Source organism: Dyadobacter sp. SG02, from assembly GCF_900109045.1.
In the GTDB taxonomy this organism is placed as follows: Bacteria; Bacteroidota; Bacteroidia; order Cytophagales; family Spirosomataceae; genus Dyadobacter.
On record NZ_FNYL01000015.1, the window covers coordinates 1 to 25,029 of the forward strand.

Annotated in this window: 19 protein-coding genes; 4 read left to right on the forward strand and 15 right to left on the reverse strand. The window is 52.7% G+C overall.

What is annotated here, in order from left to right:
* Positions 1-266: 266 nt before the first annotated feature.
* The 5 genes from BMW93_RS28160 to BMW93_RS28180 form a co-directional block, all read right to left on the reverse strand.
* Complete coding sequence (locus BMW93_RS28160) at positions 267-857, reverse strand: RNA polymerase sigma factor (RefSeq protein WP_090384386.1); 591 nt, start codon at positions 855-857, stop codon at positions 267-269.
* A 260-nt stretch (positions 858-1,117) separates the two neighbouring features.
* Positions 1,118-1,816, reverse strand: coding sequence for a hypothetical protein (locus tag BMW93_RS28165; RefSeq protein WP_090384389.1), 699 nt, complete (start codon positions 1,814-1,816; stop codon positions 1,118-1,120).
* A 23-nt stretch (positions 1,817-1,839) separates the two neighbouring features.
* The gene (locus BMW93_RS28170) at positions 1,840-2,628 is read right to left on the reverse strand and encodes a DUF4097 family beta strand repeat-containing protein (RefSeq protein ID WP_090384391.1); all 789 of its coding nucleotides are present in this window, start codon (positions 2,626-2,628) and stop codon (positions 1,840-1,842) included.
* A 185-nt stretch (positions 2,629-2,813) separates the two neighbouring features.
* Positions 2,814-3,590 (reverse strand): HEAT repeat domain-containing protein, encoded by a 777-nt coding sequence (locus tag BMW93_RS28175; RefSeq protein ID WP_090384394.1) that lies wholly within the window; start codon positions 3,588-3,590, stop codon positions 2,814-2,816.
* Positions 3,574-4,092 carry an RNA polymerase sigma factor gene (locus BMW93_RS28180; protein WP_090384799.1) on the reverse strand — a complete coding sequence of 173 codons (519 nt, stop codon included), beginning with the start codon at positions 4,090-4,092 and terminating at the stop codon, positions 3,574-3,576. The genes BMW93_RS28175 and BMW93_RS28180 overlap by 17 nt, the downstream gene beginning before the upstream one ends.
* A gap of 202 nt (positions 4,093-4,294) precedes the next feature.
* On the opposite strand from BMW93_RS28180, the gene BMW93_RS28185 reads away from it, so the two are divergent.
* The 4 genes from BMW93_RS28185 to BMW93_RS28200 are packed head-to-tail and all read left to right on the forward strand — an operon-like array spanning position 4,295 to position 10,787.
* Entirely contained in the window at positions 4,295-4,639 is a 345-nt protein-coding gene (locus BMW93_RS28185) for a PadR family transcriptional regulator (RefSeq protein ID WP_090384396.1), read from the forward strand.
* A gap of 1 nt (position 4,640) precedes the next feature.
* Positions 4,641-7,274: an ABC transporter permease gene (locus BMW93_RS28190; protein ID WP_090384399.1), complete on the forward strand. Its 2,634-nt coding sequence runs from the start codon at positions 4,641-4,643 to the stop codon at positions 7,272-7,274.
* 45 nt (positions 7,275-7,319) lie between these two features.
* Positions 7,320-9,950, forward strand: coding sequence for an ABC transporter permease (locus BMW93_RS28195; RefSeq protein ID WP_090384401.1), 2,631 nt, complete (start codon positions 7,320-7,322; stop codon positions 9,948-9,950).
* A gap of 27 nt (positions 9,951-9,977) precedes the next feature.
* Positions 9,978-10,787, forward strand: coding sequence for a tetratricopeptide repeat protein (locus BMW93_RS28200; protein ID WP_090384405.1), 810 nt, complete (start codon positions 9,978-9,980; stop codon positions 10,785-10,787).
* Positions 10,788-10,801: 14 nt separating this feature from the next.
* Here the strand turns inward: BMW93_RS28200 and BMW93_RS28205 are convergent, their stop codons facing one another.
* The 10 genes from BMW93_RS28205 to BMW93_RS28250 form a co-directional block, all read right to left on the reverse strand.
* A complete protein-coding gene (locus BMW93_RS28205; protein WP_090384407.1) occupies positions 10,802-12,517 on the reverse strand; it encodes a hypothetical protein in 1,716 nt (571 codons plus the stop codon).
* A gap of 25 nt (positions 12,518-12,542) precedes the next feature.
* Positions 12,543-14,759 carry a hypothetical protein gene (locus tag BMW93_RS28210; protein ID WP_090384410.1) on the reverse strand — a complete coding sequence of 739 codons (2,217 nt, stop codon included), beginning with the start codon at positions 14,757-14,759 and terminating at the stop codon, positions 12,543-12,545.
* On the reverse strand, positions 14,752-15,870 hold the full coding sequence (locus BMW93_RS28215; RefSeq protein ID WP_090384411.1) for a BatA domain-containing protein: 1,119 nt from the start codon (positions 15,868-15,870) through the stop codon (positions 14,752-14,754). The genes BMW93_RS28210 and BMW93_RS28215 overlap by 8 nt, the downstream gene beginning before the upstream one ends.
* Positions 15,870-16,763, reverse strand: coding sequence for a DUF58 domain-containing protein (locus BMW93_RS28220; protein WP_090384414.1), 894 nt, complete (start codon positions 16,761-16,763; stop codon positions 15,870-15,872). The genes BMW93_RS28215 and BMW93_RS28220 overlap by 1 nt, the downstream gene beginning before the upstream one ends.
* 216 nt (positions 16,764-16,979) lie before the next feature.
* On the reverse strand, positions 16,980-17,957 hold the full coding sequence (locus BMW93_RS28225; protein WP_090384416.1) for a MoxR family ATPase: 978 nt from the start codon (positions 17,955-17,957) through the stop codon (positions 16,980-16,982).
* A 75-nt stretch (positions 17,958-18,032) separates the two neighbouring features.
* On the reverse strand, positions 18,033-18,650 hold the full coding sequence (locus BMW93_RS28230) for a DUF4159 domain-containing protein (RefSeq protein WP_090384419.1): 618 nt from the start codon (positions 18,648-18,650) through the stop codon (positions 18,033-18,035).
* Between the two features lie 2 nt (positions 18,651-18,652).
* A complete protein-coding gene (locus tag BMW93_RS28235; protein WP_090384422.1) occupies positions 18,653-19,990 on the reverse strand; it encodes a TldD/PmbA family protein in 1,338 nt (445 codons plus the stop codon).
* Positions 19,991-20,189: 199 nt separating this feature from the next.
* The gene (locus BMW93_RS28240) at positions 20,190-21,827 is read right to left on the reverse strand and encodes a TldD/PmbA family protein (protein ID WP_090384424.1); all 1,638 of its coding nucleotides are present in this window, start codon (positions 21,825-21,827) and stop codon (positions 20,190-20,192) included.
* 136 nt (positions 21,828-21,963) lie between these two features.
* Positions 21,964-23,280 (reverse strand): TldD/PmbA family protein, encoded by a 1,317-nt coding sequence (locus tag BMW93_RS28245; RefSeq protein ID WP_090384426.1) that lies wholly within the window; start codon positions 23,278-23,280, stop codon positions 21,964-21,966.
* Between the two features lie 105 nt (positions 23,281-23,385).
* Complete coding sequence (locus BMW93_RS28250) at positions 23,386-25,029, reverse strand: TldD/PmbA family protein (protein WP_090384429.1); 1,644 nt, start codon at positions 25,027-25,029, stop codon at positions 23,386-23,388.

The window sequence follows — 25,029 nt, forward strand, 5'->3', positions numbered from 1 at the left end:
CGCCGGTCTCTGACCGACTTAACCAACTTATTCTTATTCTTTAATACAACTTGCACTAAACAAGTTGGGCGTAGTTTCCAACTACGTCCGAGCGGACGCCGGTCTCTGACCGACTTAACCAACTTATTCTTATTCTTTAATACAACTTGCACTAAACAAGTTGGGCGTAGTTTCCAACTGCGTCCGAGCGGACGCCGGTCTCTGACCGGCCAAACCAACATACAAATGACAACGCTTGACCCCACCCAACCAAAACCAACCTACGTTTACCAAACCAGCATCCCACAGATAACCAACGAGTTGAACGACAATCCGAAACTCTTGTGCGCGGAATATTTGATGAACTTGATCGCTTTTACCATGTGCTTTTTGATGGCATTGCGCGAAACGCCGAGCACTTCGGCGGCTTCGTCGTAGGAATGTTCCATTTCGCGGCAGAGGCGGAATACATCCTGGTCGCGGGGGGAAAGCTGGTGGATTATTTTTTGCAGATAATGCTGATATTCTTCCGATTGCAGTGCCTCTTCCACATGGCTGGCATGTCGCAGCGAAGCGTGGATGACCTCCTCCCGCACCGAGCGCTCCGTGGCCGCGTGGCGCAGGAAATCGAGCACGCGGTTTTTGGAAACCGTGAACAGGTAAGCCCTGAAAGATTGCAGGCTGGCGAGCGTCTCCCGTTTTTCCCATACTTTCAGGAAAATCTCCTGGCAGAGGTCTTCGGTGTGCTCGGTCGATTTGACGAATTTGTAAACGTAGCGGTTGATTTCCCCGTGGTAATGACGGTACACCTCGTCGAAAGCCTTGCTGTCTCCCAGAGCGAGGTCTTTCAGCAGAACAGTTTCTTCGGGCGCGTCCATGGTTGAGGTTGTCTTTTATACCACCAAATATCGTTTCCCTAATTTAGGCACATGTTCATTAAAATTTCAAGGTTTCAAAATTTAATATGTCATTAATTTCGTCATTTCTTTAAATAGATTAGTATAATTATGATTTTTATTAAATAGTTGAAATAATATTCTTAACCACTCTTACTCATTAAAAACAGAGCTTCCCAAAACAAAGGGGCGCCGCCAGAATTCCGGCAGCGCCCTCTATATGGTAATATTCCAAAGCCTGACTAATCTTTCTTACGCAGGTACACGTTGTTGCTGATCGATTCCAGCTTCACGTCCGGCCCGCCGCCGTTGATTTTCCCTTCGAGCAGGTAGCCCACGATCGGGTTTTTCTCCTTTTTATTGCCGAAATCGATGTCAAGATCGGAATACACTTCGCCCGTGATGGTTTTCACCGCTACATTCGCGCCTTTGGATTTCGGCCAGGTCATGTCCACGTATCCGCTAATCGTTTTGGCAGCCACAGCGGCAGTAGCGCCCTGAATATCGATATTCCCGTTGATGGTTTCGAGTTTCAGCTTGGCCTGGCGGGGCAGGGTTACCTGGTAGTTGATTTCGCTGCATACGTAATAGCGGTTCTTGCCGTCGTCGTTGCTCCATGTGCTTGTCTTGCCCGGGCAGTCCTCGCCTTTCCCCTCCTTTATCTTTTCCTTGTCGATATCGGTTTTGAGGATGATTTCGTCGGAAGTAGTACTGCTGGTGACTTCGAAGGCGTCGTTCAGCTTGTTCTGATTGATTTTCACTGACATATGCACGGACACTTCGGGCTTGTCCCAGTAACGGACCTGAATGCTGTCGCCGAAGCGCAGGTTGAGGTTCACGGTCTTGCCGGATTCGTACGGCAGCTTCTTGTCGATGATTTTCTGGGCAAAAGCAGGCCCGAGTACGGCGCAGAAGATGGCCGATAACAATATCTTTTTCATGGTAACAGATGCAGGTTTAGGTGTTATTTCTGCTTGCGGATATAAATGTTGCTGCTGATCGTGTTGAGGGTCATTTCGACGCCCCCGCCATTGATCGACCCGTCGACATTCGCCATGCCGCCGACTTTGGACATTCCGTCCTTGCTGTTTTTCACGCCCAGGTCGAAATCCGTGTACATCTCCCCGTTGATCGACCGCAATTTAAGGTTCGACTTCGCCGTCGCAGGCAGGGTTATGTCGACATCCCCGCTGATTGACGAAATGGCCGTCGGCTTGCCTTGTGCGAGGTTCGAGAAAGTGGCGGTCACCTCGCCGCTGGTGGTATTGGCTACCACGGGCCCGGTAATGTTGTTAAGGACGATATTGGTATTGTTCGTCTTGATTTCGATATCGCCGTCCATGTTCGAGATCGACAGGGCCGAGCCTCCCTGCCAGTTGGTTTCCACGAACTTCACCGCCACCTGCCGCGGCAGTTTGACCGTGTATTTGACCGATTTACGGGTCGCCTTCTCGATTTTCAGCCCAGAAGCGTCCGGCGTCACCGACAGACCGATCCCGGAGTTATCGACCGCCGTGTAATACAACGGTTTCAGTCCCTTTGCCCGGTCAGGCGGCGCTTCGAACCCGGAAGAGGCCTGAATAACGACCTCGTCGCCGTTGTACCCCTCTATTTTCACCGAACTGGCCGAAAGCTCGAACACCACCTTTTTGTCTTTCGAATTGGCCAGTTTGGCCTTGTATTCGAGATTTTGGGCGCACGCATTGCTAAGGCCCCAAAGGAGGCCCGCACTGATCAATAGTACTTTTTTCATGGTTTTATTATTAGGATTTATTTGCTTGTTTGGGCCCAGGAACTGGAAACCCCTGGTGGAAAAATAGCGGCCCCCTGGCCCTTAAACTTTCAATAATAAGCGAACAACCTGCCCGCGTCGTACAAAGGGCCAGCGGCCCGACCCAAAGTTCGCCAGGGAATTAATTCCCTGGAAAAGGGGCTTTGTTAGACGTCGGTATTCAGCTTGTTCATGCCTTCCGTAGCTTTGAGTCGCACCACGTCGAGTACTTCCTGGTTGCGAGCCAACTGCTGAAATTGCTCCACCGCCCGTTTTTCCTTAATCGCCACCAGCGATTCGATCAGCGAGATCTGGATATTCGGGTCCGTCTGTATCGCCAGCGACTGGATCAGCGCTTCCTTCACTTCCGTTTCACGTGCAAAGTGCGTCAAAGCCTGGCAAGCCGCCAGCCGTACATTCACATTCGGATCAAAATTGAGGGTATTGATTAATAACTGCGTAATGTCGCGATCGGCATCGGGAATTTCATAACTATGGTTCACGGCCTGAATGCGCTCGCTCGCCGAGGTGTTATTCATTTGTTCAAATGCCAGCACCTTTTTCATTTCCTCAACCTGCCCGGCGTCTTTTCCTTCGAAGACCGCCATTGCAGCACCATTTTCGGATTTAGCCTGAAACAGCCATCCCGCGCCGAAACCGACGATCAGTAAGGTGAACCCGGCTGCAATGCGCAGCAACCACGTACCCAGCCTCCGCACAGGCCCCTGCTTCGGCGGGTCCAGCATTAATGCGAGTTCATGATTAAAACTCAATGAAGGCTGCTCTTTCCGTGCATTGGCAAAATAGCCGAACTGCGCCGCGTGGCTTTGCAAATGCTCCGGCACGTCGCTGCTTTGGAAAAACTGCTTCAATGCTCGCTCCTCTTCCAGCGACGTTTCACCGTCGTAATATTTCTCTAATAGCTTTTCAATATCCTGTGCCATAATTCTCTGCTTTTAAATAATTCTCACGCAACTTCTGCCTCGCCCTCGACAGGATCGTACGGATATTCGCGTTGCTCAGCCCGGTTACCTCCTCGATCTCTTCCAAAGTATACTCCTCCACGTCGCGCAGGTGCAGTACCAGTTTCTGTTGCTCGGGCAGTTCGCCGATGAGCCGGTGCATCAGGCCGGCGCTGTCGCTGTTCTCGACTTGCCGGTAAGGTGACACATCCGCTGCCTGCAATGCTACCATATCCGTTTCGTGACTCGTTTTCTGTTTATGATGGGATTTCAGCCGGTCCAGACAAAGGTTTTTCGTCATCTGCACCGCCAGCGCCTCCACGCTCTGGTAACTTTCCAGCTGCTGCCGGTTGGTCCAAAGCCTCAGGAACACATCCTGAATGGCATCCTCTGCCTCCTCGCGGTTGCGAAGAAACATCTGCGCCAGTCGGAACAGGCGCCCCTGAACGGGCAGAATGCGTTGGTTGAAGGCTTGTAAATCCATATTCAAGGACATAGACGACCGGCCGGTCGAAACGTTACAGGATTTACGAAAATTTTTTCATCCGCGTCCAGCCCCGAACAAAACTGTTCGCTTTCGGACAAGCGTGTTCCCGCAAAAACCGCCAGCATTAGCCCAGGAGCGCATTTCTCTATTTTGGCAAAGTATTTGTTTTGCATTATTATAACTAATATGCTGTCTGGTTATGAAAAGAACTTTTCTAGGGGAATTTGAAGAAATCGTCCTGCTGGTGGTGGCCGGTTGCGCCGAAGAAGCCTATGGTGTGACGATCTGGGAACGCGTGCAGGAATACACGGGCCGGTCGGTTTCCCTGAGCGCAGTGCACGCCACTTTATACCGTCTTGAAGAAAAAGGGTTTCTTACTTCCGAAATGGGCGGCGCTACTGCCGAGCGTGGCGGGCGGCGGAAGCGCTTTTTCAGCATTACCAACTACGGTAACCGCGCTTTGCAGGAAATCAACGAGATCCGTCAGCAACTCTGGCAGGCCATTCCGGCCGAAAAGCTGCAACCCAAACTCAGCTTTTCATAATATGGAAAAAAAACCGCAACACGACAGCCCGCCCCGCTGGGTCGACCGGCTGCTGACGATCATCATCGCGCCGCATTTCCTGGAAGATATCCTGGGCGATCTGCACGAGGTATACGCATTACGCACGCGCCAGGGCGGCGTCCGCGCGGCGCGCATCCGCTACCTGCTCGCGTCCCTGCGTTACATACGCCCGTACTTCATGAAACGTAAACCCCGCACTTATTCCCCCACCTATATTTTCAGTCCTGCCATGATCAGAAACTATCTCAAAATCTCGCTCCGGACGCTGGGCAAAAACAAGGCTTACAGCTTCATCAACATCACCGGCCTGGCTATGGGAATGGCCGTGGCGATGCTGATCGGCCTCTGGATTTACGACGAGCTGTCGTTCGACCGGTATTTCAAAAACCACGGCCGCATTGCCCAGGTATGGCAGCACCAGACATTCAACGGGGAGATCGGCACCCAGACTTCCCTACCCTTTCCGATCGGCGACGAGATCCGGCGCAAATATGGGGCGGATTTCAAATATGTGGTCATGGCTTCCTGGAACGGCAAGCATATCCTGGCCGCCGGCGACCGGAAATTCAACAAAAACGGTACCTATATCGAGCCAGACGCAACGGAAATGCTCAGCTTGCGCATGATCCACGGAACCCGCGCGGGGTTGAAAGACCCTTACTCGGTGATGCTCTCCGAATCGGTTGCGAAGGCCTATTTCGGCGATACCGACCCGACCGACAAAACGATGAAGATCGATAACAACCTGAATGTGAAAGTAACAGGGGTTTATGAAGATTTCCCCAACAATACCACCTTTCGGGATGTGTCGTTCCTGATGCCCTGGCAACTGATGATCATCGCCAATCCCTGGCTCAAAACCATGGAAGACCCGTGGCGGCCGAATGCTTACATGACATTCGTGCAACTGATCGATAATGCCGACATCGACCAGGCCTCGGCGCGCATAAAGGACATTAAAAAGAGGAACATCAATAAAGAGCAGCTGAAATACAAACCCGACGTATTCCTGAACCCGATGAGCGAATGGCACCTCTACTCGGAATTTAAACAGGGCCACCGTGTGGGCGGGCGCGTCGAGTTCGTGTGGTTGTTTGGTACGATAGGCGTATTTGTATTGCTGCTGGCTTGTATCAATTTCATGAACCTGAGCACCGCGCGTTCCGAAAAGCGGGCCAAAGAAGTGGGTATCCGCAAGGCAGTCGGCTCGGTACGCAACCAGTTGATCACGCAGTTTTTCTCCGAATCATTTCTAGTAGTCGGCTTCGCATTCGTGCTTTCGATCCTGCTCGTGGTGCTCTGTCTGCCGTTTTTCAACGAAGTGGCCGATAAGAAGATCTCCATGCCGTGGGGAATGCCTCAATTCTGGCTCGCGGGCATTGGTTTCAGCATTATCACGGCCATTATCGCGGGCAGTTATCCTGCATTGTACCTCTCTTCATTTCAGCCTGTGAAGGTATTGAAAGGCACTTTCCGCGCCGGGCGTTTCGCCGCGGTACCGCGGAAGGTGCTGGTGGTAGTGCAGTTTGCGGTGTCGATCATCCTCATTATCGGAACGGCCGTCGTGTTCCGGCAGATCCAGTTTGCTAAAAACCGCCCGGTAGGTTACAGCCGCGACGGGCTTATTTCTATCTTCACTTCGACGGCCGATATCCACAAGCATTTCGACGCCGTGCGCCAGGATCTGAAAAGCAATGGCGCGATTATGGAAATGGCCGAGTCAGGCAGCCCTACCACCGAAACCTGGTCGTCGACCAGCGGCTTTGAATGGAAAGGCAAAGATCCGGAGCAGTCGGTCGATTTCTGGTTCGACGAGGTTTCTTACGATTATGGCAAAACCGTCGGCTGGCAATTCACACAAGGCCGCGATTTCTCGCGCGAGTTTGCGACGGATTCGGTGGCATTGGTGGTGAATGAAACGGCGGTGAAGTTCATGGGCCTGCCCAATCCTGTCGACGAGCCGCTGACCTGGTTCAAAAAGCCTTACAAGATCGTCGGCGTGATCAAAGATATTGTGGTAAACTCTCCATACGCGCCTCACAGGCCGCAGTTTTTTTGTCTCTCACCGGGCCAGGGCAATGTGATCAACATCCGGCTCAACCCAGCCCTCGGCTCATCGGCCTCTCTTGAAAAGATCAAAACCGTTTTTGAAAAACACGACCCGGGCTCGCCATTTGAATATGAATTTGTGGACGAAAGATATGCCCAGAAATTCTTCGACGAAGTGCGTATCGGCAAGCTGACGACCTTCTTTTCGATACTGGCCATATTGATCAGCTGCCTCGGGCTGTTCGGTGTGGCGTCGTTCATCGCCGAGCAGCGAACGAAAGAAATCGGCGTCAGAAAGGTGCTTGGCGCCTCGGTAATGAGTGTTTGGGGCCTCCTATCCCGCGATTTTGTGATCCTGGTCGCCATTGCATTTCTCATCGCCACGCCCGGCGCGTATTATTTCCTGAATGGCTGGTTGCTGAAATACGACTACCATACCACGATCTCCTGGTGGATATTCGCACTCACCGGCATGGGGACCCTGCTGATCACCTTGCTGACCGTCAGTTTCCAGGCCATTAAAGCCGCCACGACCAACCCCATCCGCAGCCTGAGGTCGGAGTGATGCATGACCGCCATTAGCCGTTGAATCATTTCAAAAACCAACAAAATGCCTGAACACCGTCCGCCCCGCTGGGCAGATTACCTGCTCGAAAAGTTTGTGAACCCGCGCTTTCTGGAAGACATTCAAGGCAACCTGGAAGAAATCTTTAAGCGCCGCGTACGTGAGGTGGGCGTTGCGCGGGCACGGCGCGCGTATGCGTGGGCGGCCGTGCGGCATCTCACGCCCTATTTTACAAAGAAAAGTCCCAGCCAATATCCTACCGTTTCCAACCTGAGCCCTGCAATGCTGAACCAATACCTTACCTACGCCTGGCGGCATTTTGCCAAAAACCGGCAGTTCACATTCCTGAACGCCGTCGGCCTGACGACCGGCCTCATTTGTACCCTCTTCATTTACCTCTGGATAAACGACGAGATGCTTTTCGATCAATTTCACGAAAAAGACGCACGTCTTTACCAGGTAATGGTCCACGAGAAAGGCGGTGGCAAGCTGGTAACCTCCGAGGGTACGGGTGGAATTCTCAGAGCATTGTTGCCCAGGGATATGCCGGAAGTCGAAATGGCGGTTTGCACCACGCCGCCTGTGTGGTTCCAGAAATTCAGCCTGACGCGGCCCGGCATTGCAAACGAAGGCCGGACAGTGAGTGCGGCGGGGAATTTTGTCAGCTCTGATTATTTCAAGGCATTTTCTTTTCCATTAATACAAGGCAACGCCCAATCGGCGCTTGCAGGCAAAAATACGGTAGCGATTTCAGCGCAAATGGCTACCCGGCTCTTCGGATCGCCCGAAAAGGCCATGAACCAGCTGGTGGAATGGAAATGGCAGGCGTTTTCACGTAAATGCCTGGTTACGGGCGTGTTTCAGGACCAGCCACATCATTCTAGCGAACAATCCGAACTGCTGATACCGCTGAGCGCCTGGGACGACATCTTGCCCCAGGGCAGCATGCCCAACACCACTACCGGCCCGTTTCATAACTACCTCGTGCTGAGGCCAGGTGCCGATGCACAGTTATTGGAAGCCAAATTGGCGGACTATGCCAAAAAGCGCTTCAACGATCCCAACGCGACCCTATTCATCCGAAAATACTCCGACGGCTACCTTTACGGCAACTATGAAAACGGCATACAATCCGGCGGGCGGATCGAATATGTGCGGTTGTTCGGCGCGATTGCCGTATTCATCCTCCTCATCGCGTGTATTAATTTCATGAACCTTTCGACGGCCAAAGCATCGGTAAGGGTCAAGGAAGTGGGAGTCAAGAAGGCATTGGGCGCTGGCCGCACTACACTCGTGTTTCAATTCCTCGGCGAATCGATCCTGATGAGTTTTCTGACATTACTACTCGCGCTGGGTGTCGTTTGGCTTACATTACCTTATTTTAATGCAATTACCAACAAGCAACTGACCTTGCATTTCAGCGGTCAGTTCGTAGCAGCATTGGCCGCGATCCTGTTGCTCACCGGCCTGATTGCCGGCAGCTATCCCGCATTGTACCTGTCCCGGTTCAATCCCGCGCTTACGCTGAAAGGCAAACTGTTGCACGGCATGGGTGAGCTCTGGGTCCGGAAAGGCCTTGTCGTGTTCCAGTTCGCGGTATCGGTGATTTTCATCATTTCGGTCGTGGTGGTTTACCGGCAGATCGATTATGTGCAAACCAAAAATCAGGGCTACGAGAAGGATAATATCGTGTATTTCGAAATGGAGGGGCGTGCCGCTTCGCAAACCGAAGCCTTTCTGGCCAGACTGAAAGCATTGCCCGGCGTCGAAAACGCATCGAGTATCCAGCAAAAAATCATCCTGCCCACATTCATGCCGTCGGCAGGCGTGCGCTGGGACGGCAAAAACGAGAAAGACGAGGTTCGCTTCTACAAAATGCCGGTCAATTACGGCCTTACCGAAACGCTGGGCATCCGCATGACCGCCGGACGGAGCTTCTCGAAGGATTTCGGATCGGATAGCACCGCAGTGATATTGAACGAGACGGCCGTCCGGCAAATGGATATCGCCGACCCGATAGGGAAGCAGATCACGATCGATGGTTTCAAGGTCAACATCGTCGGCGTGGCGCAGGACTTCCATTTCAATTCTCTGCACGAGGCCATCAAGCCATTCATTTTCAGACTATCACCACAGGAAACGATGCTGGCGACCGTGAAAATCCAGCCCGGCCAGGTACCTGCCACCATCGCACGCATGCAGGCATTTTACGCGAGCTTCAATCCCGGCTACGCATTCGACTACGAGTTTCTTGACCGCGATTATCAAATTCAGTATGCTTCCGAGCAGCTTGTGGCGCAACTGGCCAGGTACTTTGCCGTTCTGGCGATATTGATCTCCTGCCTGGGTCTTTTCGGCCTGGCCGCATTCACGGCCGAGCGCCGCCGGAAAGAAATCGGTGTGCGGAAAGTGCTGGGTGCCACCACCGGCAGTGTGGTAGCGATGCTCTCGCGTGAATTCCTCGCACTCGTGATGATCGCCATCGCCATTGGCTGCCCGCTGGCGTGGTGGCTCACACAGCGCTGGCTCGACCATTTCGCTTACCGCGCCACCATCGGGGCAGGTATATATGTGGCGGCGGGCCTGGCCACGATCATCATCACATTGGCTACCATTAGTTTCCAGTCCGTCCGCGCGGCATTGACCAACCCGACACAGTCATTGAAATCGGAGTGATTTAAAGGTTTTATTCAAACACGAATTATGCGCCGCATACTCCTTTCACCGGCTTTATGGATACTCACACTCGCGACCACGCTTGCGCAACCCGATTGCTCGTCGCGCGGCGTGCAGGACAGCCTTTTCCACGCCTATGCACGCAAAGCGCACACATTCGGAGCGGAAAACCCAGGCTGGGACGCCACGCTCGATACGCTCCTGGCCATTTGCCCCAACATTTCGGAGGCCTATCAGGAAAAGGGTATCCGGCAGATGGTACTGGGCAATCTGCCTAAAATGATCGCATACAACGACACCGCCGTCGTGCTCGACCCTAAACGCTGGCTGGCCTACCGGGGGTATTTGCATTGCATGCTCGTGCAGGATTATCCAAAGGCCATCACCGACCTTCTTGCAGCCGAGCAACTCACGCCCAACGCGTTTACGATGGACCATACCTTCTCATTTTTCATCGCATTGAGCTACATGGAATCCCGCAATTACCCGGAGGCGGAAAGGTATTTTCTCAAAGACATTGCCCAGCAAAAACGCGGCGAGGGGCGCAACGACATTCATTTCAACAGCCTGCTCTATTTTGGCATTTTGTATTATCTGATGAACGAATTCGACCAGGCGGAGCTTAGGCTGAACCAATGCCTGCAACTGTACGAAATGCATCCGCTGGCTAATTACTACATGGCTATGACGATGAAAATCACGGGAAACCAGCGTCAGAATACCTATTTCGAAAAGGCGCGGCAGGCCATGCAGGACGGTTACGCGCTCAACGAGCCCAATATGCGATTCGCGAAATTCCCGCGGCAGATTACAATAGAAGACATCGAAAAGCGCTGAACATCACACGCCGATTATCCCAGCTTCGGCTCGATCCAGAGCGCGGCCAGGCAGAGCATTAACCACGTAAACCAGGCCCAGACGGGAAGTTTTCGAGTCGAAATCGCGTCGTAGTCCGGATTGGCGGCCGGGTTTGTTTTTTGTGTAGATTGAATAAAATGCTGCATGCGCGCAGCATATCGCAGCGGCGAATAATCCTGCACATAAAGTTCTGCTTCCAGCGAATCATGCAGGGTTAACCATCCGCTCTTATTCGGTAAAAAAGTAGCAGCAGCCGAACGATCATTCAATGCGGACACTGTGGTCAAAATAGTATCCTGCCCCAGCGTCAAAGACCACGGAACTCCCTGAAAGTTGTTTAAATGCATGGTAACCGGCACATTTACAAATACCGGAGCTTCCCACGCGATCACGGACTTCTGTGCGGGGCGCGTATAGGCGAGGATTTCGTTCCAGACTTTACCATAGGCAATGCTATCCCCCGATAGTTGCATCGGAAACGTCTCGTTCAGCAGACATACCGCGATTTTCCCGGTCGCCCTTTCCATTGCCACCGGATAATGCGGCACCCGCATTTGAAAACTATGCGGCTCAAAACGGAAGGGTAGCGCCCTTAGTGAAGGCGAAATCGGCACGGATTCTTCGTTGGAAATTTTTACCGGTTGAAAACTTGTACCCAATGCATGGTTGATCGACCGGATTTCCATGGCCGGGTCGTTCAGTTGCATAAAAAGCATGCTTTTGCCCGCATTCAACGCCTTCTTCACATTTGCATCAGCGGCATTCGCAGCGCCCGTTACAATGAGATCGGGCTCCGTGGCGCGGTTGATATTCAGTTCACTACGGATGTTTTTGGACAACGTGGCGCCGTACAGCACGGCGTGGCCTTGCTTTCCCAGCCAGGTAGCCAGGTTCCGCGTTTCAAAATCGGGGTTGTCGAGTAGAAAGCGGATAGTCAGTTTCTGCTCAGGTTGCGTGAAATAGCGAAGCGTATCGATAGTTTGTCCGTCCAGGGCGAGGGTTACGGTGGTCCGGCCTTCGCTGAATGTGGGGAATGCCAGGCTAAAATTACGGTCACCCGCATTCAGCGCTACGCTATCGAGCGTTTTGTCGGCGTACCGAACCTGCAATGTCTTTTTACCGGAGCGTTGAATACTGCCTTCGATCCGCTGCATTTCGCCTTTGCGCAATATGCCTTTCCAATGAAGATCATGAAGCCTGCCCTGCTTAAACCAGGGTTTCCAATGCAAAACAGGCATATTTCGCAACTGCCGGATCGAGGCTAAAACCGTTTCATCCAACTCCTGCCCAACTATTACCAGCGTATCCATCGGCCTGTTGGAGACTTCATCCGCCTTGATTACTTCCGCCCCCGCCAGGCTATCCCGAATGTGCCTGACAACCGGTGAAGGCACGTTTTCAGCGATCAGCAATCCCGTATTCGACCCGGCATTTGATTTGAAATACGGGTCCAATATCCACGCGACCACACTCGACCAGAGTAACACATTCAAAAACAAGCGGATACCCATCCGGCCACCGGGGTGCCGGCCACCGGAATGCCGGCCACCGGGCTGCCGGCCACCGGATTGCCGGCCACCGGACTGCCGGCCACCGGACTGCCTGTGGCGGGTGTAGAGTAACGCGATTTGCAGCACGAGCAATGCCAATGCCGCCGTCAGCAACAATATGTTCAGGGGTTCCGTCCAGTTAAAATCGGTATGGATCATTCCGTGTTTGGTTCTTGCTAAAATCTTAAAGAGGCTGGCGCAATGCCTTTTGGAATGCGGCCTCCAACTTTTTCTCACCCGACCACGACGGGCGGCTTTGTAGCGCAGGTGTTGTACGCCTGTACAAATCCCGCTTCAAACCGGCCATTTCCGCGTCGTTCAACGCCCTGCCTCCCGCAAGTTTTTGCAATGCCGCAAGCATGTTCCAGTTTTGCAGACCGCCATTGAACGGGCCGCTTTCCGTCAGCCGCTGCGCCATTTCCGCGCTTAACGCGGCGAGTTTTGTCTGCTCGCCTTTGGGTAACGATTGTTTTTCGAGGTAGCCGAGCAATGCAGCGGCCAGTGTGCTGGTTTGCTTTTGGTTAAACTCCCTTTCAAACGACCACTTCGTCGCCAGGTCTTTCAGCTCACCCGTCAGCCGCTTCTCCTTTTCCTTGATCGGCGGCGGGTCGTAGCCGCTTTTCTTCACGTAAGTCCGCGCCTTTTGCTGCGCGGTTTTAAGGTATTCCAATGCCTTATTTTCAAACGGCAGTGCCTTTTCAGGCTCGTAAAGTCGCAAATGCAGCTCCGATTGCCACATTTGCTCCAATGCCATTTTCAAAAGGCTGCGTGTGGATTGTTCGTAAAATGTATTCGTTTCCGCATCGTCATGCGCGTGTGTATACTGTTCCATCAGTGCCGCAAGCGGGTCTTTTTCGCCCGCAGGCTCCTGCTTGTGCTCATGCGCATGCTCCTCATGTGCGGGCCGCGACTCAGCCGTCCGGGACTCGGCCCCTTCGCCCTGTCCATCCGAATGGTGCGTGAATGCGTCAATGACATTGCCGTTATCGGCCGCCGGACTATCTCCGCCGCCGATGCTGGTTTCAAACTCCTCGCCCAGGTATTGTCCGTAACGCAGCCGGAGCACTTTCTGGTCGAAACCGATTTCGTTGGATGTTGCATTAAAGTCTTTGGTAATGAGCCTTTTCCGTCTGGCAATCAGCTTTTCGGTGTCGATAATGATCTGCCGCTGGCTACGGAAATATTCGGGCATCACATTCACGGCCATCGTCGCAAGTTCGGCCTCCTCTATTTTGGCAGTATCCTTATAGACAATGAAATACGTATCCGACTTACTGAAATTCGCTTCGGGCTGCCGGTTGTCGGTCGCCGCCCAGTAGTAGTATAGTTCATCGCCCGGTGTGAAATTCAATGCATTCAAATCAATGGTTTTCCGAATGTGGGCCTCCTTGAAATCGGACGGGCTGAGCGGCATGTGCACTTCACGAAACTTGACATTTTCCCCGGAACCACGCGCCACCGTGGCCACGATGAATGCCTGCTTAACCCGAAAATCGTCCGATATTTTGGCCGAGATACTGATGGTCTTCGGGTTTTTCAGGAAGTGGTAACGGTACAGCTCCTTCGAAGCAGGCTCGATGCGCGGCGCGAGGTCGGGCAATGCTTCCAGTTTGTAAAAATCGGATTGATAGACGAGCGAATCCTTCCAATAGCCTTTAATGGAATACAAACCTGACCCGGCAAGGCGATCCCGATGCACGAATGCCCCATTAATTTCACGCAAACTCACCTCCTCGCCCCGGCTGTTGGCAATCCGCACGGAAAGCTGTGCCGCGTGATCAAACCACACCGACCATTCAATCGATGAACCGACGATTGCACTGATATTCATATCCCCCGATTTCCGCTCCGGCAAGCCGGTATAGCCCGGCGGCACTATTTTCACCGCCGAAGACGCAAACTTTGGCACAACCGGCGCGGGAGCTTTTTTTCCCGTGGTAGCCAACGGTACCGGCTTGCGGGCAGATGCATCCCTGTCGCGCATCGACGGCCACACGCGAAAAATGCAGGCGGCGAGTACCACTGCCGCAAAGTATTTCCACATGCCGCGGTACAAAATGCGCCGGGGGAAAGTGATGTTCCGTGCCCCGATGCGTTCGAGCTGCATTTGCTCGGCAATATTGAGGTCGTCCCGGTCGAGCAGTGCCAGGCTGTATTCTACATCCGGGTTATGAACGTGGATGAGGGAAATAGCCATGCCTCGCTTATCCGTGAAGGCCTTTGTGATCCATATTCCTATGAACCAGGCAATCGGGTCAACCGCCCAGCTTAGCCAGAAATTGTCGGATAAAAATGCATCGGCAAGCAAGCTCACGGTCAGGTTTACCAACAGCCATTTGAGAATGGCCAGCCATTGCAAGTGCGTATTCACCGATTGCACCAGTTTTTTCAGATCAGCCATGGCTCGTCCCCGTTTTGCGCAGCGCCAACCAGCGTTCCGCGGCCATTAACAATATCAAAACCAACAACAACCAGGAGCGCATCGCCGAATATTCCTGCGCACGCGACACGGGTACTTTTTCAAACAACGCATTCAGCTGGCTTCTGCTCAACGGCGGGTTATCTGTTTGCAAACCCAAATGTTGCACCAGCAAATCGCCCAGCCATTCGGGCAGCCGACCGCTTTCCACCAGCTCCGAATCCGCCATCCGCAAAGTATCGCGCAACTGAATCACCTGCGCCGGAACATCCCATTGCGGGGCGTTGCCCGAAATAACGTAGGTCGTTCCGGGCTGGAAATCCGTCCAACGCTCGTCGGTAAAAACCCAGTCGTAGTGACTTGCAGGGCCTTTTTTGTTTGTTATTTCAAAATTAAAACCATAAACCTCCGTCAATGCCGAAAGTGCTGCCTGCACTGTTTGCCTTTCCCCTGCCTCACGGTAATCGAGGAGCACTTTGATAATTCCTTTGTAAACCGGCTTGTTTTTCAAAATATCGATCGGCTTCCTGCGCGACGAATCCGCGGCAGGAAAAAGCTGGTATTCCCCAGGAACATATATCCGGGCATTCAAACTGCCGTCATTCCTGAAATACAGTCTGAAATCCTTTGCATTACCGTCTGCCAATGCATTGATATTCTGTTGCAAATATTTCGATTGACCAGCATTATCCGCCGTTTTGGCAAGATCATCAACCTTCTCGGGCATAGCACCGAGCCGGTAAATGGGTTCGCCATTGCGCCCTGCTTTTTCGAGTTCGAAACGGTAGGTTTCGGTAACGAGCCGGTCTGCCTGTACCAGATGGATCACTTCCCGTTTGCCCACATTCCCCAACCGGTCGATCACAGGCTTGCTCAATATCAAAGCTAAAAGGATCACTAAAAAGCACCGCAGGATCATCAGCCACACCTCATTCAGCCGGAGGCCGCGATGTTGCAGGGTGGTTTGCTCGCCTAGCCAGCGCATGGCCGCCCATTCGATGGTTTTGCCCCGTTTCTGATACCAGAAATGGATCGCCACCGGTACCGCAACAGCCAGCATTCCCCAGAGCATATTTGGTTGCAAAAGCGCCATCAGCCTTTTCTTCTCGTTAAAAATGCCTTCAATACCATTCCTATGGGCTCGCTCATGCGCGCTCGTACGAAACGTACATGCGGGATTTGCAATGCGGCTTTCAGCTCCGACAAATAGGTTTGCATCGACGCCCTGAACTGTGTGCCGACGGCTTCTGCATCCAGTTCCATCTCCCGGTCGGTTTCCAGGTCCTTGAATCTGAAAAAACCTTTTAAATCAAAGTCCATCTCCTGGTCGCCCAGAATCTGAAAAATAACGATTTCGCGGTAAGGCCCTGCCAGAGAGCGAATCCACGATAACCATTCGTCATTGGTTTGCAACAAGTCGCTCACAAAAATGAGCTGCTCTTTCTTTTTCGACTGAAACTCCGAATGGCGTAGCCCGGACGTTTCCCAGGCACCTGCCGCAGCAGTTTTTTCCAACCCTACCAGGATTTTCTGAAATGCCTGCCGCGCCGATGCCGCCGAACCCGTTCCGCTGATCGTTTCCACCCGTCCCCCCTTCAATCCATACAAACTCATCTGATCATTCTGAATGTAGCACAGATAGGCCAGCGACGCCAGCAGAATTTGCGCATATTGCAGCCGGCTCACGCCGTTTTCGGTATAATTCATCGACCCGGACAAATCGAGTACAAACCGGATCTGCCGGTCGCTTTCTGTAGATGACTCACGGACAAGGTGTTTGTCGGTCCGCGCGAATAGCTTCCAATCAATACGTTTCGGGTCGTCGCCGGGCTCGTAATGCCGGTACTGCTCGAATTCAATGCCTATTCCCGACCGTTTGCTGGAATGGATACCCAGCATCAGCTCCTCGCTCACCAGTTTCCCGGTCAGTTGCAGGTTTTTGAGTTTGATGAGGCTGGACGCCAGCAGGCCGGTTGTTTTTTGCATTGGTCTGTTAATGAATAATTGAAGTCTAATAGTGTTTTGTCAGACACGTGACGTTGTCCGTCATTTGTTTTGTTGTTGCATGCCTGACGACATGGATTAATGGATATTAGCAATGCCACCGAGTTGGCGATGTAATACTGGCAGCAATGCAATCGCGACCGGCGCCAAAATCCCGTCGGCGATGATACAACCAATCGGCTGCCCGATCGCCACGGTTTACAGCCCGTTCAACAATTCCTGAATGGCGTGATCGCTGGTAATGCCTTCCGCTTCGGCACGAAAATTCATGGCGATACGGTGCCGTAATACCGGAAATGCCAGCAAGCGGATGTCTTCCGGCACCACCGAGAAGCGCTCGTGCAGCACCGCGCGCGCCTTCGCGCATAACACAAGCGCTTGTCCCGCGCGCGGGCCTGCGCCCCAGTCGCACCATTCGCGAATGTATTCGGAGTTCGTGCTTTCAGGCCGCGTGGAGCGCACCAGATTGTTGATTTGTACCAATAGTTCATCCGCAATATGTACCTGGCGCGTCAGTTTCTGCAAATCGGCCATTTCCGTATCCGACAATACCCGCCCGATTTCCGGCCTCGCGGTACCGGTGGTGGTCCGCAGGACGTCCAGTTCTTCCTGTTCGCTGGGATAATTGAGTTTGATATACAACAAAAAGCGGTCGAGCTGCGCTTCCGGGAGCGGGTAAGTTCCCGCCTGCTCGATCGGGTTTTGCGTGGCGATGATCAGGAACGGGTTGGGTAACGCGTAATTCTCGCCGCCGTAGGTCACGCTCTTTTCCTGCATCGCTTCGAGCAATGCGGCCTGCGTTTTGGGCGGCGTCCGGTTGATCTCGTCAGCCAGTACCACGTTCGCAAACAGCGGCCCCCGGTTGAATTTGAAAAACTTCCGGCCGGTTTCATGGTCTTCCTCCAATATTTCGGTACCGACAATATCGCCCGGCATCAGATCAGGCGTGAACTGGATGCGCCGGAAACTCATATGCAAGGCTTCCGATATCGTTTTGACCATCAATGTTTTAGCCAGACCCGGCACCCCTTCAAGCAAGCAATGACCCGATGCCAGTAAGGCGATCAATATTTCTTCAATAGCATCCTGCTGGCCGACGATCACCTTGGCGATTTCGGCTTTAAGTAATGGCAGTTTTGCTACTAATGCCCGGTAATGGGTTGTTGAGCTTTCCAATTTTGAATGATTGAATGATTGAATGACCGAATGATTGAATATGGGAGGAGGGAAAAATAGGAACACTTTCTCCTTCTAACCCGTCAACGCATACACGACAATATTCACCCCAAACCGCGTATTATCAACCGCAAGGAACCTTTTGTTCCGGAAATCGTAGTCCCATTCGCAGCCGTAGTCCTTATTGCTGTACAAGACGCCGATCCTGCCGTTGATGGTGATGGCTTTGAGGTAGTCGTGGACGAGGTCGTCGCCCCAGCCGTTCAGCTCGAAGGAGGTGGTCGGCGGGCCGTCGTCGAATTTGAAAAAACTGTGGTAGATAGGATGGTTGTTCGGGATTTTCTGCAAGGCTTTCGGCCCGAATGTGCGGGCCATTTCCTGCTCGAACGATTTGGCGAAAAGCCCGTCGATGTCGTGGTTGCAGTCGTCGACGAACACGAAGCCGCCATTCTGCACGTACCTTTTGAAATGGTCGCGTTCCTGGGCCGAAAACTCCACCAGTTTGTGCCCGCTCAGGTAACAGAACGGGCTTTTGAATATTTCGTTGCTGCTCAGCTGTACTACTTTTTCCTTCTCGTCGACTGGTATCGTGGTATACTCAACCAGCGAATGCAACAGATTGGAAGGCATTCGCTGGTCGGTATCCCAGTTACCGGATGTGTATTGGATTCTGGTGAAGAAAAAAGGTTTCAATACTAAACTGCGTCAGATAACGATGAGAATGTGAATTCCCGGATTTTCATCGGCGGGATCAGGTAATTACTGTTGCTTTCGGTACTTACCACGCGCTCGGGCTTGCCCAGCGTTTCGAGGTTGTTGAGCATGATTACCGGGCTTTCATTAAAACGGAAGTTCTTGATCGGATGCTTGATTACCCCGTTTTCGATGTAGAAAGTGCCGTCGCGCGTGAGGCCCGTGAGCAGGAGCGTCTGCGGGTCGACCTCGCGGATGTACCACAGCTTGGTAACCAATATCCCCCGCTGGGTAGATTTGATCAGTTCTTCCATGCTCGAAGTACCGCCGGCCATGATGATGTTCGTCGGGAATGGCACCGGTTTTACATTGTTCTTTTGTGCCCAATAGCGCGAATACACGAGGTTTTTGACGACCCCTTTCTCGATCCAGCTCATTTTGTTAGCCGCTTGCCCGTCCCCGGCCCAGGGCGATGCCGGCAGGTCTGGATGCGTTGGATCTGAATAAATGTTAACACGTTCGTCGACGATCTTCTCGTTCAGCTTGCTTTTTCCGCCCGCTTTGCTCAGAAACGAACGGCCTTCATCGGCGCTTCTCGCATCGAAATTGAAGAATATATTTTCCAAAAGCACCGCCGCGGCAGTCGGTTCGAGGATTACCGTGTATTTGCCGGGTTCCAATGCCTTCGCATCGACAGATCCTTTGGATTTTTGGATCGCTATTTTGGTTGCGGCGGCCGTATCGAGCTTCGTGACGTCGCTATACCCCTTCGCCACGTAACCCGATCCCTTGCCGTCGGGCGTGCGCACGGTAAGCGAGAAATTCACGCTCGTGCTGGGATAGTATGCAAAAAGTCCTTTGGAGTTCATCATGGCCGAGTAGCCTTTCTGATTTTCGAGAAAACCGGCGGCGGTCATGTTCTGGGTACGCGTCAGGTCGAGGCTTTTAGCGACGGCATCGGCACGATAAGCCGGGTTAATTCCGGCAGTAGATTCGAAGAAGCCATTGGATTTCAGATAAGTCTGCGGTTCCAGCACGCTCACATACTCGGGGTTTTCGGGCGCCAGCCGGGCCAGTTCTTCAGATCTCCTTACTACTTTTTCAATGGAATCTTCGCTGAATTCATCGATCGTAGCAACGCCTACTTTCTTCCCGAATGCGGATTGAACCTGCAAATTCTGGTTGATCAGCGAACCGCTCGTCGACACTTCGTTGCGGGCATAGCGCAGGTTCCCCCGCTCCTCGCCCAGGATATTCACCTCGCATTCATCGGCTTTGGAATAGCTCAGCACTTTTTGGCACAGCGCTTTTGCTTCTGCTTCTGTTAGTATGATGGCCATGTTGATTTTGAATGAAGTTTCAATTTGAATGAGTGAATGACTCAATGAGTGAATGATTGAATGACCGAATGATTGAATGACCGAATGATTGAACGATTGAATATTTAATGAGAGATGGTTGAATGATAATTACTCGTAAGCAAATGCGCAGTATTCACTCATTCACTCATTCAAAATTTATTCAATCATTCAAAATTCATTATATCTTCCGCGCCGTATTGATAACATTCACCCCGTTAAACCGCGCCGTCGAACTCCCGTGCGATACGGCGCTGGATTGCATGGGTTGCCCTTTGCCGTCGAAGAACGAGCCGCCGAGGCGGTAGTCGCGCTCGTCGCATACCTGCACGCACGAGTTCCAGAATTCCTGCGTATTCGACTGGTAGGCTACGTCTTTTAGCATTCCGGCGATCTTCCCGTCTTTGATTTCGTAATACAACTGGCCGCCAAACTGGAAGTTATAGCGCTGCTGGTCGATCGAGAAAGAGCCGTCGCCGATGATGTAAATGCCTTTTTTAACATCCTTGATCATTTCCTCCACCGACAAAGGGGTTTTGCCCGCCGCCAGCGACACGTTCGGCATGCGCTGGAACTGTACCGAGCTCCAACTGTCGGCATAGCAACAGCCATGCGACTCCTCTGCGCCGATGATATGCGCCTGGTCGCGGATTGCCTGGTAGTTCACCAGCACGCCGTCTTTCACGAGGTCCCATTGTTTGGTATTCACTCCTTCATCATCCCAACCTACCGCTCCCAGCGAGCCTACCTGCGTTTTATCCGCAATAAGGTTCACCTGTTTGCTGCCGTACTGGAAGTTTTTCGACTGCCATTTATCGAGCGTCGCGAAAGATGTCCCGGCAAAATTGGCTTCATAACCCAGCACTCGGTCGAGTTCCAGCGGGTGGCCGACGGATTCGTGAATGGTCAACCACAAATGCGAAGGATCGAGGATGAGATCGTATTTACCCGCTTCCACCGATTTGGCTGTGAGTTTTTCTTTGGCCTGTATGGAAGCGGCGGTGGCGTCTTCCAGCATGTCGTAGCCCTTGTTATAGCGAGTCGTAATGCCGGTAATTTTATCTGCCGGGTTCGATTGCAAATAGTCGTAGCCCATTCCCATCGGCGCGCTCAGCGAACGGCGCGTTTCAAATTTGCCCGATTTGGGATCAATGGCCGTTACATTGAAAAGCGGCCATATCCGGTGAATGTCCTGGTCGATGTAGGAGCCGTCGGTAGAAGCGAAATACTTCTGCTCATTGACCTGGAAAAGGATCGAATTCACGTAATTGGCGCCGTTTTTCATGGCGGCGTCATTCACCGAAAGCAGCAGATCCGCCTTTTCCCTGATCGGTACTTCAAATGCATTCTTTTTGAACGGCGCTTTCCAGCTTACTTCTCCAAAACCTTTTTGCGGGGCAAGCTGCACAGGCTCTTTCATGAGCTTCGAATTGGCTTTCGCAATGGCCACCGCTTCTTCCGCGGCTTTCGCCAGTTGCGCTTCGCTTTTGGCATCTACCACCGCCGCGAACCCCCAGCAACCATTGGCAATGACGCGCACGCCAACGCCGTAGGATTCGGTATTGACGATATTTTCGACCTTGTCTTCCCGGGTCGTCACATATTGGTTGAGGTAGCGGCCGATGCGCACGTCGGCATAGGACGCACCTTTGGATTTGGCCGCATTGAGGGCAGCATCAGCAAGCCGCTTTTTCATGGCCACATCGTCGCCCGGCATCAGCAATGCCTCAGGTGACACCGGCCGGCCCATTGCAAGGCCCGGCAACATGAACGCTCCCGTTCCGAGCCCGGCCATTTGGATAAAATCTCGTCGTCTCAAAATGTAGATGTTTAGCTAATAGAATTGAATGGGTGAGTCAAAAAAGTGCAATTCATAAGTTAATGAATGGCTGCACTTGTTTCAACTCACCTGTTATGGATGGCAGGATAGCAGTTTAAATGGATTACGTTTTCCGCTAAACAGCGTCCGAAAGGCTCGTAAACGTAAAATCGCGGATTTTCAGCGGCGGTATCAGGCTGCCGGCGGTACGCACGGCTTTCCCGATTGCCTCCACATTGTTGAGCATGATTACCGGACTCTCGTTAAACCGGAAGTTCTTCACGGGATATTTGATCTGGCCGTTTTCGATGTAAAAAGTACCGTCGCGCGTGAGGCCGGTGTAGAGTAACGTTTGCGGGTCGACGGCGCGGATGTACCAGAAGCGCGTAACGAGAATGCCCTTCTCGGTACCTTTGATCAGGTCCGCCAGCGACTCGTTGCCACCCTGGAAAATGATACCGCCCGGCGGCGGAATTGCCTTCACTCCCTTTTTCTCGGCCCAGAAACGTGAGTAATACATGTTTTTGACCACGCCTTTTTCAAACCAGGCCACCTTCTCCTGCGGCCGCCCGTCGAAAGCGAATGGCGAACCGGGTATTTCGGTGTTTGCCGGGTCGGAGTAGATGGTAACGCGTTCGTCGAGAAGCTTTTCGCCCAGGCGCGTCTGTCCGCCCTTCTTGCCCAGGAAACTCCGGCCTTCGTCGGCACTGCGGCCATCCATACTCCGTATCATATTAATAATGAGGTCGTGCGCGGCCGTAGGTTCGAGAATCACCGTGTATTTACCCGGCTCCAATGCCTTCGCATTCACGGATGCCAATGCCTTTTGCATGGCAATTTCCGTCGCGGTTTGGGAATTCAATTTGGAGGAATCGTTGTAATCCCGCTGTACGAAGCCAGAGCCGGTACCGTCTGCGGTCCTCACGGTCACGGAGAAGCCGACGGAAGTGGATTTGTTATAACCAAAAAGGCCTTTATTATTGCCTAATGCCGTAAATCCACTCGTGTCTTCCATGTAACCCGCGGCGGTCAGGTTCTTTTTGGAACAAGGCTCGATGCTGCCAAAAGCCGCTTTGGCGCGGTATTCGGGATCGATACCCGCTGTGGTGTCCGCAAATGCATGGGTATCCACATATTGCTGGGCCCCGAGCATGGATACGTATTCGGGATTATCGGGCGCCAGTTTCGCGATTTCTTCCGCCCGGCGCACGGTCTTTTCGAGCGAGGCGTCATCGAATTCGTTGATCGTAGCCGTTCCCGATTTTTTGCCGAAAACGGCCGTGACGGAAAGCGACAGATCGTTGGTTTCTCCGCTGGTCGACACCGAGTTGCGCGCATAGCGGATATTCCCCGTCCGACTCCCCGAAAGCGACGCGCTAATCTCATCAGCCTTCGAAAACGCAAGGACTTTATCTATGATTTTTTTAGCTTGTTCTTTTGATAGTATGGCCATTGGTCAGTTTTTTTGATCGTCGTGCAATCTAATTTTGAATGAGCGAATGAGTGAATAGGTTAGTTTAAAAATATTCATTCATTCACTCATTGACTCATTCACTCATTAAATCTTCCTCCCCGTATTAATTACGTTAACCCCGTTAAACCTCGTCGTCGAACATCCGTGCGAGACGGCGCTGATTTGCGAGGGCTGGCCTTTGCCGTCGAAAAACGATCCGAACGTGCGGTAATCGTCCTTGTCGCAAAGCTCCACGCACGAGTTCCAGAACTCCTGGGTATTCGCCTGGTAGGCCACATCTTCGAGCATCCCGGCGATTTCACCGTTTTTGATCTCGTAAAACACCTGCCCGCCGAACTGGAAGTTATAACGTTGCTGGTCGATCGAGTAAGACCCTCTTCCGACGATGTAAATACCTTTTTCAACCCCCTTGATCATATCCAGCACGCTGCGTTTCTCGGTGCCCGGTTTGAGGCTGATGTTCGGCATGCGCTGGAACTGAACGGAGCTCCAATCGTCGGCATAACAGCAGCCGTGCGATTCTTTTTCGCCCAGGATCTGTACCTGGTCGCGGATGGCCTGGTAGTTCACCAAGATGCCGTCTTTGATAATATCCCACTCCCTGCATGGCACGCCCTCGTCGTCATAACCTACCGCACCGAGCGTGTGCGGCTGTGTTTTGTCGGCCACGATGTTGACGAGCTTGCTACCGTAGTTGAAGTTTTTGGTTTTCCATTTATCCAACGTCGCAAAACTGGTACCGGCATAGTTGGCTTCATACCCCAAGACGCGATCCAGCTCCGTTGGGTGTCCTACCGATTCGTGAATGGTAAGTCCGAGGTGGTTCGGGTCTAAAACAAGGTCGTATTTCCCCGGCTCTACCGATTTGGCGGTTACTTTCTCTTTCGCCTGTTTCGCTGCCATAATCGCGTCCTCCACCATATCGTAGGAGTTGCGGTAGCCCACCATGCCGTTCGGGCCTGCGATTTTTTCGCTGGCAAGTCCGTCGAGGTATTCGTAGCCCATACCCATCGGCGAGCTGATGGCGTCGCGGGTTTTGAACTTGCCGGAGGCCTTATCGGTCACCGTTACAGTAAATGTGGGCCAGATCCGGTGCACATCCTGATCGATGAAAGAGCCGTCGGTGGAAGCGAAATATTTTTGTTCGTTGACAAAAAACAGGTTGGAAGTCACGAAGTTGGCCCCATTGTCCAGGGCGGCTCCGTTGACCTTCATCAGGAGGTCGATTTTTTCCTGCACCGGGATTTCGAATGCATTCTTGGTGAGCGGCGTCTTCCACGATTTATCGCCTACACCAGTTTGGGCTGCAAGCACAACGGGTTCTTTCTGGAATTTCGAATTGGCTTTGGCGATCGCGACGGCCGTAGCGGCACATTTGGCGATACCGTCCGGCGTCACATCGCTCGTGGCCGAAAAGCCCCAGGTCCCGTTGGCGATCACCCGGATACCGATGCCGTAAGATTCGGCATTGACGATGTTCTGAACCTGTTTTTCACGGGTAAACAGGTATTGCTGCAAATACCGGCCGATACGGACATCTGTGTACGTAGCACCCTTGTCGCGGGCGGCGTTCAGCGCGGTTTCTGCAAGCTTTTTCTTGGTTGTCGCGTCGAGCCAGGGGGCGAGCAGATGCGCTTCCGGCACGGCGCTTCCGATGACCGGGACCTCGGGGAGCATCATAGCGCCCAAGCCAAGGCCCGACATCTGCATGAAGTGTCTTCTTTTCAT